Here is a 16,776-nt window from a genome sequence, read left to right as displayed (position 1 = left end):
GTCCTGTACCGAATGACGCGATTGTCCCGTAGGGGCGCACCGACGTGCGCCCTGCGCCGACGTAAGGAGTCTGTCACCTTATTAGTGGTAGTAGGTTGGGTTGAGGAACGTAGGCGAAGCCTTCTCGAAAGAGTAACCCAACTTATCTGGTTAGCTGGAATATTGCGTGCCAACCTGACTGACATACTCCCCCTGGGTTTCGGCTATCGCTCTACCCAACCTACTTTTCTAGTCAAGTTTTACAGCTTATTCATCCGACAGTTGCTTAACCCTTGAGCTTTTTTACAAAACTTATCATCAAAGGTATAAAATCCTGAACAATCTTGACTCTGTGCTAGATGAAAAGCATCAGCAAAATCTAAACCATTCTCATGCCAATTAATTACTTGAGCCATTAACCGATCATTGGTAATATAAACATTCGACAAACCCAAAAGATATCTCAATCCTTTACAAATATCAGCGGGTTTAAACTTATAAGCAAAACGTAAAACCCATTCTGTTTCCAGTATCACGGTATCTGGAATAAAAACTGCTGGTTCTCTAAAAACTTCGACACTCTTGTTGAATTGTAACTCATCATCTTGAGTCAATAGCCGAACCACAACATTCGTATCAACCGCGATCATGCCATAATTCCTCTATACCTTGGCGAATTGCTTCATCTATGTCCTCAAGACTTTTAGGCGTTCCATTATACTTTAAACAGCCTGCGACTTCATCTAATGTTGTTTCTGGAAAAGGTTTCCTCGGTTTCAAAAGAATCCCATCTCCCATTTCAATGGCGATTAATTCAAGTCCGGCTTCCCAGTGATGAGCATCTCGCAGAGACTTAGGAAGTATCACTTGACCTTGAGACGATATTTTTATTGTTTCCATAAATTGCTCAAGCCTTAACAATTGTGAATCTGTATAAATTATAACAGTCGCATCAGCGATCGCGAATTTGGTAGAATGGGCGCACGCCCTGGATAGCTTCTAAAGATAATCAACACGCCCAACCATTTCCTTGGGGGTATAAACTTCATAGCGTAACTCACGAGCAATAACCGATTTAACCTGCTCATCTAAGTGAAATCGAATCCGATTACTCACCGCGAATCGCTCTCAACTTTTCCTGGAGAGGGGAAGGAGGACTATTACGCTTCATTTGTTCAACATAAGCTTCACTTTCGGCTGTATGACGGTCAATTTCTTCCCGATGATCGTAATAATACGCAATAGCAGCATAAACGGATGCTAAGGGTAAATTATACTCCTGAGCAATATCTTCTAGAGATTCCCCCATCTCTAGATAGAGTTTTGCAATAGTAGCTACTGGCATTCTTGTACCAGCAATGCGAGGTTTACCGCAGCAATAGTCAGGATCGATGGCAATATGTTCTGTGCTTATGGGTTGAAGCCGCATATTTTAGTCTTGGGCAAGAAGAATACTTTTGTGATTTTATCATATTATGTATACAGTAGAGAGGCGCAACTACAAGCGCAACTACGCACAAGAGTGAATGAGTAATATTATAAATTATGACTAAATTGATAGTTTTATGCCATAATCTGAAACGATTCTGTAAATATGGGCTTATCGCTGTCTGTTTGACTCTGTTGATTGGCTTGGGTCAACCTTATCTCATTGGTCAATCGGCACTTAGTACCGAACCTCCACGAATTCTTAGCCAACGTCCTATTGTTGATAGCAAGACTTTAATTGAACAAGGTCAAGGGTATTATCAAAATGGACATTTTATCGAGGCGGTAAGTCTCTGGGAAGAAGCGGTATCTCTATTGGCTGATGAAGGGGATCAACTTCAACAAGCGCGAGTCTTAAGTTATCTGGCTTTGGGTTTCCAAGAATTGGGAAAATGGCAAGAGGCGAAAGACGCGATCGCGAAAAGTTTCAACCAACTCCAATCTCTTCCCAATTCGCCGAAAAAAAGCCTGATTCTGGCTCAAGTCCTCAATAATCAAGGACATCTACAACTCTCTCTAGGAAACGCTGCTGATGCTCTAAAAAACTGGGAAAAGGTACATCGCCTCTACTCCCGCTTGGGAGATGAAACTGGAAGAATTGGTAGCTTGATTAATCAAGCCAAAGCCCAACAAAATCTCGGACAACTTCGCGAGGCATTTAAAACTTTAACTCAGGCAACATTACACCTGCAAAGTCAACCCGACTCTTTGCTTAAGTTCACGGCTTGGTCTAATTTGGGAGAACTGGTGCGAGTTGTGGGTAACTCTAATTATTCAGATCCCAATTGGTCGCCATTAAAACAGTATTTTAAGTTAGAGAACTTAACTAATTTAGAGCAATCCAAACAGTTGTTAGACAAAAGTTTGACTCTGGCACAAAAATTGGAAAATTCCCAAGCTATTGCTGAGGCTTATTTCCAGTTGGGGAACTGGGCAAAGGATACTTATCATCACCAGCGCAGTCTCTACGAAAGAACTCGCCCTTCTCTACAGACTCTTCAACCTGTTCTGGATGCTGTTACTCAAGCTGTGGATTATTATCAACAGGCAATAACTCAATCAAATTCGTCCCTAATTCCTCTACAATCTCAGCTAAACTACCTAAGTATTTTATTCAATACCCAATACTGGTTACTCCAGCAGCGTCACTGGTCAAATGCTCAGACATGGTGGCAGGAAAAAATTGTACCACAACTGCCTAATTTAATCGAAATTACAGCCAAAATTAGCGAATTACCCACTAATCACACCACTATTGATTGCCAAGTTCAATTTTCTCAACTTCTGGTTACTTTAAAACAAATTCAGCAAACGGTTAACCAAAATACGGCACAGGTTCCCACGATTTACCGTCACAGCATTTGGACAAAGCTGGATGGTTTATTAACCACAACCTTTGATAAAAATAAACAGATTATCCAACAATCTCATGATTTAGAGGATCGGCGCAGTGAAGCTTATGCAACAGGGATAAGTGGTAAACTCTATGAATCGACTCAGAACCTGGACAATGCCCAAGAGTTAACCAATCAAGCCATTCAAATTAGCCAATCGATTCAGGCGTGGGATATTGCTTATCAATGGCAATGGCAACTGGGGCGCTTACGGAAAGCCCAGGGAAATATTGAAGGGGAATTTGGCGCGATCGCAGCTTATCAAGCCGCAGTTAATACAGTCAATACGATTCGCCCAGATTTAGCCACTCTTAATCCTGATGTTCGCTTTTCCTTTCGCGATGAAATTGAGCCGATTTATCGGGACTTGATTGATTTGCTGTTGCGAGATGAAACGCCATCACCACAAAATTTAATCCAAGCTAGAGAGGTTTTAGCTCAACTGCAATTGGCGGAATTAGAGAACTACTTACAAGAAGCCTGTGCGCCATCAGATCCTGCTTTAATTGACAAAATTGTTGATGAACACGCCCCGAATACGGCAGTTATTTATACCATTATTTTAGATGATCGATTAGAGGTTATTCTCAAACTACCCCAACCATCAGAATGTAACGATATTACTGACGACAACTGTCAACACTGTAGAGACGTTGCATGCAACGTCTCTACACCTAATCCCAGTCATTCTAAATCTGAAACCAACCCAACTTTACAACACCATCGCGTCAAGCTTTCCCCGCTTCAGGTGGAAGAAACAGTTGATCAACTCCGCACTCAACTTACCAATCCCCAACGGACTTCTCGCTATAGTAAAGCGATTCAAAATACCTCTCAACCGATCTATAATTGGTTAATTGCTCCCTTTGAACCCCAGCTTAAAGCGAATGGGATAAACACCCTCGTTTTTGTCCTTGATGGTGCCTTACAAACCGTTCCCATGGCGGTGCTTTGGGATGGGAATCAGTATCTAGTTGAAAAGTATGCGATCGCGCTGAATCGAGAACCCCAGTTACTCGCCCCTGTACCTCTCTCCCAGTACCCCTTACAGACGCTGGCATTTGGACTCTCTCAGGTGCGCTCCGGTTTTGCCCCTCATCAAAGCTTTCAATCCCTCGCCAATGTGGAAATAGAACTATCACAAATTCCTTCAGATGTAACGCTACTCAATGATGCATTTACCAGTCAAGCCCTGCAAAATCAAATCAACGCTCGCCCCTTTTCTATTGTTCACTTTGCCACCCACGGACAATTTAGTTCTAATCCCAATGAAACCTTTATTTTGGCATGGGATAAACGAATTCAGGTGAATGAATTGAGTCATTATCTCAAAAGTCGTGATGAAAGTTTACCTGATCCGATTGAACTGTTAGTTTTGAGTGCTTGTCAAACCGCTAATGGGGATAATCGGGCGACATTAGGGCTGGCGGGAATAGCGGTTCGGGCTGGGGCGCGGAGTACGATTGCGACGTTATGGGAAGTGAATGATCAATCAACGACTGCTTTTATTCAGTTGCTTTATCAACAGTTAACTAATTCCACAGAACCGATGAGCAAAGCGGAAGCGATACAAGAGGTTCAGAAGGAATTTTTAAATAGTCTCAATTATCCGCAACCCTATTATTGGGCGCCCTTTGTTTTAATTGGCAATTGGCTCTCGTTGTTTCAAGGATGAATTTATCGCTAGATGAGGGCATGATAGTATCGTGTCCCTACCTAATCAAATTTCCCTACCTAATCAAATTAATGATCTCTACCCTTTGGTAGGGGCATGGCATTGCCATGCCCTATGATCACCAACTATTGGCTATTGCCTATTCTCTAGCACGTAGCGCTATAAGAGAATAAAAAATCCATCACCTGTCGTGAGCAAACTCATGCAATTAAAGGCGGAAAGCGAGGCAATAAATTAGAGAAATAATGCTCAAGTATCTAATGGATGAAAATATGAATCCAATCTATATTACTTAACTCTCTGGAATTTTACTCTCTTAGTTATTGATATCATGATTATGTTTTTTAACGCAGAGGTACGCAGAGGTTAACGCAGAGGTACGCCGAGAGGGTTTGTTGTTGTTAGGCATTTTTTTAGATTGTTGGGTGGGGGTGAGGTGTGAGGAGATTCTCTACTGTTTTTCTAGGGTGCAGCAGGGGAGAATTGGGATTTCGGTAAGGGATTCCCAACCGATAAATTCTAGTAAATCTGCCCAGGCTGTCTCGGTTTCTTGGGGCGTTTGACGGTGCAGGTTGGCTAGTTCGGTGATGGTGTCAAACCATAAACCGTTTTGAGCATAAATGACTACTTTATCTTGGGGAGTATCATTATTCAAGGGTGTCTCATTTTGTACCCGTTGAATCCAGCCATCGACAAAAAAGTTAGGTGTTGAGGGTTGAGTCTGGCAATAGAGTTTCAGTGACCAATAATACCATTGTCCTGGTTCTAGTGGGGGTTCATTGGTGGGAAGAGTTAGGCTAATAATTCCGGGAGTTTGGGGGAGATTGAATTGAAAGTGGGATTGGTAATCGGCTTCATTTTCGAGGCTAAATTGGGCGACTTGAGCCGATGTTGCTGTGGCTGGAAGATAAAACCAAAATGTTGGATGTTGACTCTGGGTTAATCCCCAAACATGAGTTTCTGGTAAGCTGTTCCCGGTTTTTTCTATGGTGGGGACAAAGGCGACTAATTCATTATCGGTTTCGGAGGGCTGTGCGTCACAGGGTCCACGGGTTCCTGAATCTGATTGTTGACCCGGTGTGTCTTTGTCTGGTGGAGGTGGCGGTTGGTTGAAGATGAGGGCGTCTAGGGGCGATCGCTGGGTGATAATTAGAAGGGGTATGATGGTGAGGTTGAATAGTTTGTTGGTCATTGGTTATTTGTCCTATTAACTGCGAATAATAAAGGGCTAAAGCCCTGACTACGAACGAATAAAGGGCTAAAGCCCTTACTACAGACTAAGGCGATCGCAGATGGGATTAGGGGTATCCAATAGCCGTGAATTAATAGAATTAAACTGAGTCCTGATAATAAAACTAATGCTGTACCTGTGGCTAGAATCTGATATCGGCGTTTTTGGATGAAGCCAACTAATAGTCCGCCAACTAAGGAACATCCCTCAATCCACAATACCTCACTCCAGAAATTCCCAGGCTGAATTAATGGACGTTGATCCAGTACCGCGCTGAGAATCTGACTCACCCCATGCGCCTGAATCTCTAATCCTCGCATTTCTCCATAGGGGGTATGGAAGCTATCTTTGATACTGGTGGCGGTAACGCCTATTAATATTACCCGATTCTTGACCCATTGGGGATTAATTTGATTTTGGAGAACCTCGGTTAAGGTTACGGATTGGGCGATGGGTTGAGCCGCACGGTAGTTGAGGAGGATTTGTTGACCTCTAAAATCATAGCGTTGATATCCTCCCGCACGGGGTTTTAAATCGGTAAAGATAATATCCTTAAGCTGTAAGTTGCCATTTTTGGCGGTAAATGTGGGTAATATTGTCTCGGCGGCTAAATAGCGAAAGGCGAGTTGAACGTTGAGGGCGTAGGGGGTGGGACAAGGTGAACTTGAAGGGACTCCTTGATATAATAACTGGCGGCGTAGTGGTCCGGTTTCGGTGTTGTTGCTGTCTACTAATACGTTACTAAAGCCGAGATTTTGCCAGGGAAGATTGGGGAAGGAGGCGGTTCCTTGATCGCTTTCACTGATTACTTTACAGATATGAATCACCCGATTGGTTTGGTGTAGATAGGTGGGTAAATCGACGGATGATGTGATTGTGCGATCGCGATAATGAATTGGGTTATCTCGATAGATGTCTAAGCCGATTACTCGCGGTTGCATTGACTCCAATTTCTGCAATAATTGGACTAGAATTTCATCGGATAACGGATAGCGGTATTGGTTGATATCGGCTTCGGTTATTTTTACTAGCAAGAGGCGCGAGTCTAAGGCTTCTGTTGGGCGTAATCGGATTAATCCATCCAAGGCTTGCAATTCTAACCCTTGCCATAAACCCAGCGATCGCACGCCAATCACCACCACGCTGACAATCCCACTGATGACGGGAATTGTCCAAACTGGGGTCTTGACAGAATGCTCATTTTGTGCTGGAAGTTGGGATTGAACCCATTGGCGATTAAAGATGGATTTGTAGATGGGGTTATGAACTTTAAGTTTACCCTGACGCTGAACTACTAATCCGGAGAGTAGCAATTCCTGTTGGGTGTGACTCTCATCGGCGAGGATTTCTCCTCGGTGTAAGATTTGCTGATAGATGCGGAGTAATGGGATTAAACCATGGTGACTGAGGAGGATGCGATCGCGGATGGTTCTCAGATGTTCGGGATGATCAGTGAATTCCCAGTTTAGCAGAATCTGCGATCGCACGATTTGTTTCACGAATTCCCGTTCATTTGTGTCGGGGCGAATTTTACCCATAATGCTTCTCGATAAAACCGCTAACCGAGGGAAACTCAATCGGCTTATCGTCAGAGGTTTACCGATAAAATTATCGCAGAAATCGATAACTCGACTTAACCTACTCTTGTTGATAATTCTGTCTAACTGAGAGTCACAGGACAGTTGTACTAAATGACACAATTTTTGGGTGAGAAACGGTTGACCCCCTGTCCAATATAATATCTCTTCCAGTACCTTTTGCGGATGCTTGATTCTTCCTTCAAACCATTGACTTAAAATCAACGCTTCATCCAGTTTAAATCCCTGTAATTGAATCGCTTTGCCAATATTAAACGGTGTTTTGGTTTTATCTTTGATTAAATCCGATGGGCTAGCCACTCCTAACAAAGCAAAGGTTAAACGTTGATACCGTTTCTTCGTATCTCGTCCATTATAGTAGGCTCGAATTAAGGCAAAGAAATCATCGGTGGGAAAAGATAAATTCAGGGTACTGTCGATTTCATCGATAAAAATAACTAAATTTTTAGTGATCATGTCCAGCACAACCGCTTCAATAAATTCTCCCAACCGCTGTACAGGGGATAAGGAGTCATGTTCATCCCACCACTGTCGCCATTTGACGCGATTCGCCAGTCGTAATTCACTGACTAAACGATAAGCAATTCCCTTGTACCATTGTTGTTCGTTCGCCTGACGCCCAATGCGAGTTAAATCAACTACCGCACAGACAATTCCTTCGGCTTCTAGACGTTTTTGGGTTTGTACTCGTAGACTCGATTTACCCATTTGTCGGGAATTTAGCACATAGCAGAATTCGCCGGCTTTTAATCCTTCGTAGAGTGCTTTATCCGCCGAACGCCTCACATAACTTGTCGCATTCGGTGGTAAACTTCCGCCAACATGATAGTCATTTGTCATTGGTCATTGGTCATTGGTCATTGGTCATTTGTCATTTGTTACTCTCGTTCCTAGCCAGTAGGGTGGGCATTGCCCACCAGACTTAAGTCAATGACGTTCCTCTTAAGGGAATGCTATTGGGGAGGCTACGCCTCCCGTCAAAGGCTAAAGCCATTACTACGAACTACGAACGAACTACGAACCCTCCCCAAAATTAGCCAAGCGATAGCCAAAATAGTCACGATAAAGCTCACATCTAATTGTTACCTTATTTCTAGTTAGATGCACGATTCCCAGACTTTCAAGCTGATAGGCAAGTTTTGATGCCAATTCTACATCATTATTGGCATCCACCACCTTTTTTAGCGCCGTAATTAAGGCTGGATTCTCCTGCAATTCTTGCCAAATCTTCCGTAAATAATTCCCATAAATACCTGAATCCGTCGCCGCTTCATTCAATAGCTGGGTTAAGGTCATCGTTCCCAATGTTTGTAGTTCAACTAACGCTTTTTTAATTAAACCCGGATGTCCTCCCACCCAATTCATTAATAAATTAATATCAGCCTGACTTAATACCTGTCCATGCTTTTGAGCTAACTCAGTCACCTGTTCCGCTGTAAACTCGGGTAGAGGAATCATTACCCCCACATTAAACGGTGAGTGATTGATATCCAGCGGAATATAAGCTTCCGTCGAATGAGATACAATTAATCGCAGTTTTTTCCAATTATCAATGATTTTACTATCTTCATGCCACGCCCGCAGCATTCCAAAGAAATCTTGGGCAATAGGCAAATGAGCAAACAGGCGATCAACCGTATCCAAACCCAAAACTAGGGGGCGATCAATTTGTGCTAATAAATAGTCCTGAAAATAAGCCGAACAGTTATCATTACTACTGAGATCCATATCCCAATAGTCCTGGAGTTGTAGCGGTTTTTGTAGCTGACGACTGATACTGATACAAAACCAACGCAAAAATTGATCCAGATCTTGCACCACCGATTCTTCCGGTTTGCACAAATTTAAATAGACTCTGTGATAGCCTTGTTGTTGAGCCGAATTCAATAATTTTGCCATTAACTCCGTCTTCCCCATTTGCCGTGGTGCCTTAATCCGAATTAACGCACCCGGTTCCAAAAGAGTTTGATGACAGCGGGATTCAATCGGCGGGCGTTCGACGTAAAGATGATTCGCGATTGGAGAGGGGTGAGGAAAAGCCGTCTCCTTGATTCCCCCTTTGCCATCCCCTTGACAGAGTATATATCCCTTTTTTAACCAATCTCTGACAATCTTAAATTTGCCCTTTTTATCGGTATTAAGCTGAGGACAACTGGTGACCAAATGAGTATATACTCCCTTTCCCAGTCGCCGTTGCAGCGTCACTTCACTAATATTCAAATCCTGTGCCACCTGAATATCAGAACGTGGCAAATTCCGCTCATTAAACCGAACCAAGAAAGCTTGTCGCTCATCTTCTTCAAACAAATCATGAGCATCAGCGACTCGTTTTAGAAATGCATCCCACAACATATAGCCATTTCCCTTTAATAACCTGTAGGGGCAAGTTTAGCCTATAACTCGAGGATACCACCGATACCTTATCCAAAACACCCACCCTGACTTAAGATGAATGTCACTGATTTGAGGCTGGTGGGCAATGCCCACCCTACGATATATCAAATGTTTCGGCGATTCCCTACTGCAAATTTTCAGTGCCATTGGACTTAAGATGATGATACCTTTTGATACTTTTTGATACTTTTTGATACTTTCTGTCAATTCTCCAGCGCTAGGTTAGTGGGCAAATTGATAGGTTGCGGGGGGTTAAGGGCAGTAAGTTTACTCTTTAATAAGGATAGTCAGAAAATCCACGAATTGGAGCGAGGCAAGGCTAATCTCGCCGGATTTCCCATTTTCCAAGGACAAAGGAAAAATGACAGATGACAAATACGAACCTGAGTTTGTATCGGTTTACAAAGAAAACGCCAACCCCTGTACACTACGCAGTATTCTAGTCGTAGGGTGCGTTACGCTTCGCTAACGCACCAGGTTCGCTCCAGCCCCGTCATGAAACCAAACAGAATTTAGGGCTAAAGCCCTGACTACATAACAGTTTAAGGAGAAAACTATGTCTAATCGTAATACACTATTAATTAGCGCAAAACTGATTAGTTTAATCGCGGCAATGGGCTTAATTTTGCCCACAGGAGAAGCCGCAAAAGCCGCCACATTACGAGCCTTAAATGAAGGCTCTATTATAAATGTCTTTGAAGAATGTCTCAACGATGGCGGCGCACTTGATACGGGGAAAAAACCCAGACCAAAACCTAGTGATGACGCCCCCTGGGATCATAGTCCCGATTCCCCCAATGATGGCGTTGATGGCGATATTATTGGCGGCAAAGATAATCGATATGAACTCTACGGGATGTCTGTCAAAGAAACCGTTGATAGCATTTTGGTTGTCCTCAATGGCAATATGCCCTTAACTGGTGTAGAGGGAACTGATGCAGATGACGGTAATACGGGGTGGGGTGATTTATTCATCAACTTGACCGATCAAGACTTTACCACCGCTAGCGACGCGGGTGATTTATTTGCCGTTCGTTTCTCTCCCAACAGTGATTCAGGTGTACCAGAAGTAGGTTTATACGCCAATGTCACCGCCAAAAGTGTTACTAAAGAAAACAATGGTTTTGGCAGCATAGAAGCCTATAATAAAGCCGTGGTTACCCGAGACTGTATTCCCGGTTTATGTGAACCCAGTTTCGGGGATTTACCCGCCACGACAACCTATTTTGATCAAGGTCAAAGTCTCAACTCTATTGCATCGGGAGAGTTTATTGCCGATATTATCTATCTGAGTGATTCTGATTTAATAACGGCAGGTTACGACTTAAATCAGTTTGATGGCAATCACAATATTGCCTTTAAATTTGACAAATCCGGTATTTGCGAACGGGATTACTGTGAATCTGTACCTGAACCGGGTACAGTCTTTGGGTTAGCCACCCTAGGCGTAATTTTTGCCAGTCAAATCCGCAAACGTCGTCGGATTTAAACAAATTGTAGAGACGTTGCATGCAACGTCTCTACTACCCGTCGTTCATGACCGTTTCCAAGGAGGGATAAAGACCATGATTTTAATTCGGCAAATTGTACAACAAGCGCTCACCAATGGTTATCTTAGCGTTGAAGCAGAAGACCAACTCCGGCAATTACTACAAACCACAAAATATGGGTTAGAAGACATCAACGCCTTTATGAAATTGCAACAAGCGGTAATTGCGGGGATGGTGAGGCAAAAGTCACGAGAATTGAGCGCTGAAACATAGGGTAGGGCGCCGGTCTGTCTTATGTGTCAACTTGAGCTTCAAAAAGAAAGCGATACTTTGATCTGACCCCTCCCTAACCCTCCCCTGATCAAGGGGAGGGAACAAGGAACTAATTCATGTTCGTAGCGGCACGAATTTGTCCATTGGTGTCAACTTAAGCTTAAAATGAAAGCAAGACTTTGATGCTAACCCCACCCTAACTCTCTCCTGATCAAGGGGAGGGAACATTTCCCCCCTACCCCCCTCGTTTCCCCCTATTAGATCCCCCTTCCGTCCCTTACTTTTCACGGGATCTAGGAAACCTCTCTGGAAAACCTCTCTCCGAACCTCTCCCGACGCCTCTCCTACAAGGAGAGGGAAGCGGAATATATTTTTTTATTTGGAGAGGCTTTGAATTCTCCCCCTTCCGTGCAAAAAAAATTGTTGCACGGGGGATTAAGGGGGGTTATTTTTAATTATCCCCTTAATCCCCCGTTATAATTCAGTCCGCGCAGGCGGACTTGGTTTGTGTAGCAGCGATTTCAATCGCCGTGGCAAAAATGGGGTAAATTTCACTCCCCACTGTCTGGTTGTGATACCTTTTGATACCTTCTGATACCTTTTGATAGCAATAACCCGATTGAAGTTGATACCTAACGGGGGGTTCTGCACCAAAAAACCCCTTTTTAATGGACATAGTTCTAGATCATGATTTTAAGGAGAATAATTCTATGAACCGTTTAGATGTAGCGACAAGCAAACCAACAGCCACTCAACCGTCTCCAGCATCCAGCACCAAGGCGCGATCGCACAATACGCACAATAGTGTTTTCCGATGGCTGACGAGTTTTTGGAATGGTTTATTCGGCTCAAAATCACCCCCTCATAATCAATCCCTGGATGACAAGTCTCCAATATTGCTACAAGCCTTTATCCTCGAACCCATGTATACCCCCAGTGGTTTGGTGGATGGCATTGATGATACACCAGACTTAGCGACAATGGATATTGATACCCCTGAACTCCCAGAATTGGGTGAGGATTGGGATATCTCAGACGGGGAAAGTCAAACTTCTAGCAATATGGATGGGGATGTCGATGTAACCCTTGAAGATACGGCTGATAGCAGTGCCGAAACGACGCCAGAAACGCCACTGTTAACGGATCAACTGGAAGATATTCCTTTTATCAATCCTACCTTTGAGTCTGGCACCTTCACCGTCGGTGAAACTGGGGAGGTGAGTATTGATTTCCTCTTTGATGGCGGGGGTTATGAAGGCGAACTGGCTATCTTTAGCTTAGATGGCATGGATGAATTTGAACCCGGTTCAGAAGAATTTATCCAGGAAGCCGCCTCTCGTGCGTTGAGTGATTCAGAATTAGGTCATGTGGTGATATCTGACCAAACTGAAGGGGCGCGGTTCGTTGGTGAATTAGGAGAAAGTGACCGAAATTCTGGGGACTATCTAGGAGTTAAGACAGTCGAAATGCGTCCAGGGGATGAGTTTGGCTTTATGCTGGTTCCCAATAATACAGTGCAACGGGTGTTTGATAATCCCGATGTGGGAGGGGCGGCGCGTCCCCTATTTTCCATGGCGACAGCGAATCCAGAAGATGCCTTCCATACTGGACAAATTGCCGATGTCACGGGGGATGGAAGTACCTTTGTGATGGAAGATTTGCGGGTGGATACCAAGTCAGATGGGGATTATAACGATGTTATTTTCCAAGTGCGCGGGGCGACGGGTGAAGCCGCTTTAATGGATGAGGTGATTGAGTCTGGAAAGGATTGGCGGGAGACTGATTTGGGTCAAGCGTTGATTGATTATGCCGAACCTTATATTACTCCAGATACGCCTGATGATGGCGAACTATTAACGGATGAATTGGTCGGAGAATCTCCAACCGATGACATTCCAGTCGATGAGAGTGAAATAGTCACCGAACCGACAACTGATGAATCAACGGATGTTGTTATCGATGAACCTGTTAACAATAGTGAAATCGTTACCGAACCGACAACTGATGCATCAACCGATGTCGCTACCGATGAACCTGTTAACAATAGTGAAATTGTTACCGAACCCACAACTGATGAGTCAACCGATGTCGCTACCGATGAATCTGTTAACGACAGTGAAATCGTTACCGAACCGATAACAGATTTTGAACTCGCTGAACCTGTCCAGAATGAGTTTCCCCAGGAAAATCAGCCGTTAGTCGGCATTATTGATACAGGTTTCAGTGATAATAACCCCGATATTGACTATAGCCGAATTAGTTTAGGACAAGATCGGATTGATGGCGATAATAACCCTCTGATGGAAGCTGGTGAGGGGAATGAACATGGCACCCATGTTTTAGGAATCATTGGGGCGACTCAAGATAACGATATTGGCATTGAAGGGATTAATGATGATGCGCCAATTTGGGTTGGGCGTGCTGTGGGTTCTGGCAAATGGGCAGAATCATTAGTGGAATTTGTAGACGCGGCGCAAGAATCGGGTCAACCCAATGCTGTGGTTAACCTGAGTATGGATTTAACCCAAATTGATGCGGATGGAAATGTTACCACTCGTTATGAGTTTACACCTCAAGAACGATCCGCGATCGAGTATGCGCGTCAAAATAATGTCATGCTAGTGGTGGCGGCGGGAAATGATGGCGGCGTGATGTCCGCGTTGGGACAAGCCTCTCAAGAGTTTGACAATATTATTACTGTTGGTGCAGCCGAACAGTTTGACCCGAATACATCAGTTTGGAAAGGATTTGAGCGGAGTGACTTTTCGAGCTACGGTAACGGTTTAGACATTATGGCTAACGGCGGGACAATTGACCATCCCACCCTATCGTTGACGGATGAAGGTGTGGGAACAATGGCGGGAACCTCGGTAGCGACTGCCAATGTGACAGGAGCCGCATCGCAAATCTGGGCGGCGAATCCTGAACTGAGTTATCGTCAAGTGATTGAAATTCTCAAGGATACAGCAACGGATTTAGGCACACCCAACTGGAACTCAGAAACGGGTACAGGGTTGTTGAACATGGCGGCGGCTGTCAATCTGGCGAAGGCTACGCAGCCAGAAACTCATTATGCTCCCTCCAGTGTCATTCCTGAAAGTTGGAGTGGAGAAGGACAATTTACACCAGGGGAACGGGCAGTATCGACTCCCTTTATGGGTAAATACTATGACTGGGTTCCTTATACCATTCAATCCGGTGATACGCTCTCGGAAATTGCTCTCCGGACAATGGGGAATGGTTCTGCCACTTACTACAATTTTATTGCTCAACACAATGGTATTGCTAACCCCAATTTTATCTCTACAGGTAGTACCATTCAGATTCCCCAGGAAGTTTCTGCACCTGCTCCACCACCTAGCGAGAACCCTGGAGATAATAGTAATAGTGTCCCTAATCCCCTGCTAGGACGACAAGGAGTAGATTACTTCAAAGCACGTCCTCAATACTATATCAGTGGCAACATTTTCTCTTTATCGAACTATGGTTCTCATTTAGTTGATGGTCGTAGTCGGACAGAAGGAAACTGTACCTGGTATGCTCATGGTCGCTTGCTTGAGCTAAGTGGAAATCGTGCAGCATTGCAATCGATGAACGGCCACGCTAACGAGTGGCACTATCAAATTTCTAACGGCTCACAAATTGTTTCCAGTCCGCAACCAGGTGACATTGCACAATGGACAAGTAATGGTGCCAACCACGTTGCTGTGGTTGAGCAAGTTAATAGTGATGGGACAATTGTTATTTCTGAGTCCCACTACAATACAAATTGGGATGGCGGCGGTGCTGGAACACTTCACCACGTTCGTACAATTTCTGCAAGTAACCCAGACCGTTTTATTCGGGTTCCCGGTGTTCAAGTTGGAGGTGGTCAGTCAAATAGTGGAGCAGCTAATGAAACCTTTACGGGTCGAATAATTGCCACTATCGGTGCAAATGTTCGCTCTGGACCAAGTACGGGTAATGCTATTGTGGGCACCCGAAACTATGGTGCGCTTGTTACCTTTGATGAGGTCAAGACTGGTGAGTTTGTTTCCTTTCCTAGCTTAGGAACAGCAACAGACAAATGGTACAGGATTGCAGGAACTAATGAGTGGATTTCGGGTGCGATTGTTAGTGGCAGCCCAGAGAATTCGCTAAATGCACCTCCAGCGCGTCCCGGTGAACGGCAACAGTATATCATTAAGTCCGGAGATACCCTCTGGGGCATTGCCCAGCAATACTTACACAATGGTAGCCGCTGGCGAGAAATTACCAAAGCCGATGGCAGTACATTTACTGATGCGGAAGCGCGGCGACTGCAAATTGGCATGTCAGTCTATTTACCTGTCGGTTATACAACGGGTTCAGGAACACCCGTTACACCTTCTCCTAACCCCGAACCAAAACCGATTCAACCTCCATCTGGTAAACCTTACACAATAAAAGCAGGGGATACACTTTGGGGTATAGCGCAGCGATACTTAGGCAACGGTAGCCGGTGGCGGGAAATTAAGAAACCGAATGGCAGCAGTTTTACAGACGCTGAAGCCCGAAATCTGCGGATAGGTCAAGTTGTCTATTTACCTAATGGTAGTAACTCCACGCCGCCATCACCGCCTAGTGAAAGCGGATCGGCTGACTTTGGTAAGGCTCTTGCCTTTGTCCTCCGGTGGGAAGGGGGGTACTCCAATCACCCCAATGACCCCGGTGGTGCAACTAACAAGGGAATTACTCAAAACACCTACAATGCTTATCGACAAAGTAAAGGTTTAGCAACACGGGATGTTCGCCTAATTACCCAGCAGGAAGTTGAGGATATCTATTACACAAGGTACTGGAAGGCATCAGGCAGTCATCAGTTTTCTCACAAGTTAGCTACGGTTCACTTCGATACTGCTGTTAATATGGGCGTTGGCGGAGCAAGTTCGCTGTTAAACCAAGCTCATCAGTCCTCCAGCAGCAACGAAATGAGTCTGGTGAGGAAATATCTTGATTTGCGGGAAGCTCGGTATCGTGCCATCGTTTCTAATAATCCCTCAATGGGAGTATTTCTCAACGGCTGGCTAAACCGACTCAATTCCCTTCGCCATGAGGTTGGAGCCTAACTAACTGCATCGTTAGGTAAATGAAAAAAAGCGATCGCACCCCCTCTATCCCCAGCGTGCGATCGCCTAAAACACACCTCCATTTTGAGTCCGGGCGGGTTTTGTTGAAACCTTATCACAAACATCAAAATTAAACGCCTAAACCCGCCCCTACAAATACCTGGACT

Annotated in this window: 11 protein-coding genes; 4 read left to right on the top strand and 7 right to left on the bottom strand. The window is 44.4% G+C overall.

The window, feature by feature from the left end; genetic code table 11:
* Nucleotides 1–239: 239 nt before the first annotated feature.
* The 3 genes from ACLFWI_RS12435 to ACLFWI_RS12425 form a co-directional block, all read right to left on the bottom strand.
* Complete coding sequence (locus ACLFWI_RS12435) at nt 240–629, bottom strand: type II toxin-antitoxin system VapC family toxin (protein WP_446413198.1); 390 nt, start codon at nt 627–629, stop codon at nt 240–242.
* The gene (locus ACLFWI_RS12430) at nt 616–879 is read right to left on the bottom strand and encodes an AbrB/MazE/SpoVT family DNA-binding domain-containing protein (protein ID WP_446413197.1); all 264 of its coding nucleotides are present in this window, start codon (nt 877–879) and stop codon (nt 616–618) included. The genes ACLFWI_RS12435 and ACLFWI_RS12430 overlap by 14 nt, the downstream gene beginning before the upstream one ends.
* A gap of 208 nt (nt 880–1,087) precedes the next feature.
* Nucleotides 1,088–1,408 carry a DUF433 domain-containing protein gene (locus tag ACLFWI_RS12425; protein ID WP_446413196.1) on the bottom strand — a complete coding sequence of 107 codons (321 nt, stop codon included), beginning with the start codon at nt 1,406–1,408 and terminating at the stop codon, nt 1,088–1,090.
* 116 nt (nt 1,409–1,524) lie between these two features.
* On the opposite strand from ACLFWI_RS12425, the gene ACLFWI_RS12420 reads away from it, so the two are divergent.
* A complete protein-coding gene (locus tag ACLFWI_RS12420) occupies nt 1,525–4,536 on the top strand; it encodes a CHAT domain-containing protein (protein ID WP_446413195.1) in 3,012 nt (1,003 codons plus the stop codon).
* A gap of 451 nt (nt 4,537–4,987) precedes the next feature.
* On the opposite strand, the gene ACLFWI_RS12415 is transcribed toward ACLFWI_RS12420, so the two are convergent.
* From ACLFWI_RS12415 to ACLFWI_RS12405, 3 genes are all read right to left on the bottom strand, one after another.
* The gene (locus tag ACLFWI_RS12415; protein WP_446413194.1) at nt 4,988–5,728 is read right to left on the bottom strand and encodes a DUF928 domain-containing protein; all 741 of its coding nucleotides are present in this window, start codon (nt 5,726–5,728) and stop codon (nt 4,988–4,990) included.
* Entirely contained in the window at nt 5,725–8,205 is a 2,481-nt protein-coding gene (locus tag ACLFWI_RS12410; protein WP_446413193.1) for a CHASE2 domain-containing protein, read from the bottom strand. The genes ACLFWI_RS12415 and ACLFWI_RS12410 overlap by 4 nt, the downstream gene beginning before the upstream one ends.
* A gap of 174 nt (nt 8,206–8,379) precedes the next feature.
* The gene (locus ACLFWI_RS12405; RefSeq protein WP_446413192.1) at nt 8,380–9,717 is read right to left on the bottom strand and encodes an AAA-like domain-containing protein; all 1,338 of its coding nucleotides are present in this window, start codon (nt 9,715–9,717) and stop codon (nt 8,380–8,382) included.
* 598 nt (nt 9,718–10,315) lie between these two features.
* On the opposite strand from ACLFWI_RS12405, the gene ACLFWI_RS12400 reads away from it, so the two are divergent.
* Nucleotides 10,316–11,248, top strand: coding sequence for a PEP-CTERM sorting domain-containing protein (locus tag ACLFWI_RS12400; RefSeq protein WP_446413191.1), 933 nt, complete (start codon nt 10,316–10,318; stop codon nt 11,246–11,248).
* Between the two features lie 76 nt (nt 11,249–11,324).
* A complete protein-coding gene (locus tag ACLFWI_RS12395) occupies nt 11,325–11,522 on the top strand; it encodes a hypothetical protein (RefSeq protein WP_446402869.1) in 198 nt (65 codons plus the stop codon).
* Nucleotides 11,523–12,003: 481 nt separating this feature from the next.
* Here the strand turns inward: ACLFWI_RS12395 and ACLFWI_RS12390 are convergent, their stop codons facing one another.
* Nucleotides 12,004–12,198, bottom strand: coding sequence for a hypothetical protein (locus ACLFWI_RS12390; RefSeq protein WP_446413190.1), 195 nt, complete (start codon nt 12,196–12,198; stop codon nt 12,004–12,006).
* A 34-nt stretch (nt 12,199–12,232) separates the two neighbouring features.
* On the opposite strand from ACLFWI_RS12390, the gene ACLFWI_RS12385 reads away from it, so the two are divergent.
* Nucleotides 12,233–16,609: a S8 family serine peptidase gene (locus ACLFWI_RS12385; RefSeq protein WP_446413189.1), complete on the top strand. Its 4,377-nt coding sequence runs from the start codon at nt 12,233–12,235 to the stop codon at nt 16,607–16,609.
* Nucleotides 16,610–16,776 lie beyond the last annotated feature (167 nt).

The organism is Coleofasciculus sp. (genome assembly GCF_046539235.1).
GTDB lineage: Bacteria > Cyanobacteriota > Cyanobacteriia > Cyanobacteriales > Coleofasciculaceae > Coleofasciculus.
The sequence above is the reverse complement of the archived record's forward strand: the minus strand, read 5'-3'. Positions and strand labels throughout refer to the sequence as shown.

Bases quoted from the DNA above. Each gene is read 5' to 3' on its own strand.
- ACLFWI_RS12435 (WP_446413198.1), bottom strand. From the start codon at position 629: ATGATCGCGGTTGATACGAATGTTGTGGTTCGGCTATTGACTCAAGAT.
- ACLFWI_RS12430 (WP_446413197.1), bottom strand. From the start codon at position 879: ATGGAAACAATAAAAATATCGTCTCAAGGTCAAGTGATACTTCCTAAG.
- ACLFWI_RS12425 (WP_446413196.1), bottom strand. From the start codon at position 1,408: ATGCGGCTTCAACCCATAAGCACAGAACATATTGCCATCGATCCTGAC.
- ACLFWI_RS12420 (WP_446413195.1), top strand. From the start codon at position 1,525: ATGACTAAATTGATAGTTTTATGCCATAATCTGAAACGATTCTGTAAA.
- ACLFWI_RS12415 (WP_446413194.1), bottom strand. From the start codon at position 5,728: ATGACCAACAAACTATTCAACCTCACCATCATACCCCTTCTAATTATC.
- ACLFWI_RS12410 (WP_446413193.1), bottom strand. From the start codon at position 8,205: ATGACAAATGACTATCATGTTGGCGGAAGTTTACCACCGAATGCGACA.
- ACLFWI_RS12405 (WP_446413192.1), bottom strand. From the start codon at position 9,717: ATGTTGTGGGATGCATTTCTAAAACGAGTCGCTGATGCTCATGATTTG.
- ACLFWI_RS12400 (WP_446413191.1), top strand. From the start codon at position 10,316: ATGTCTAATCGTAATACACTATTAATTAGCGCAAAACTGATTAGTTTA.
- ACLFWI_RS12395 (WP_446402869.1), top strand. From the start codon at position 11,325: ATGATTTTAATTCGGCAAATTGTACAACAAGCGCTCACCAATGGTTAT.
- ACLFWI_RS12390 (WP_446413190.1), bottom strand. From the start codon at position 12,198: ATGTCCATTAAAAAGGGGTTTTTTGGTGCAGAACCCCCCGTTAGGTAT.
- ACLFWI_RS12385 (WP_446413189.1), top strand. From the start codon at position 12,233: ATGAACCGTTTAGATGTAGCGACAAGCAAACCAACAGCCACTCAACCG.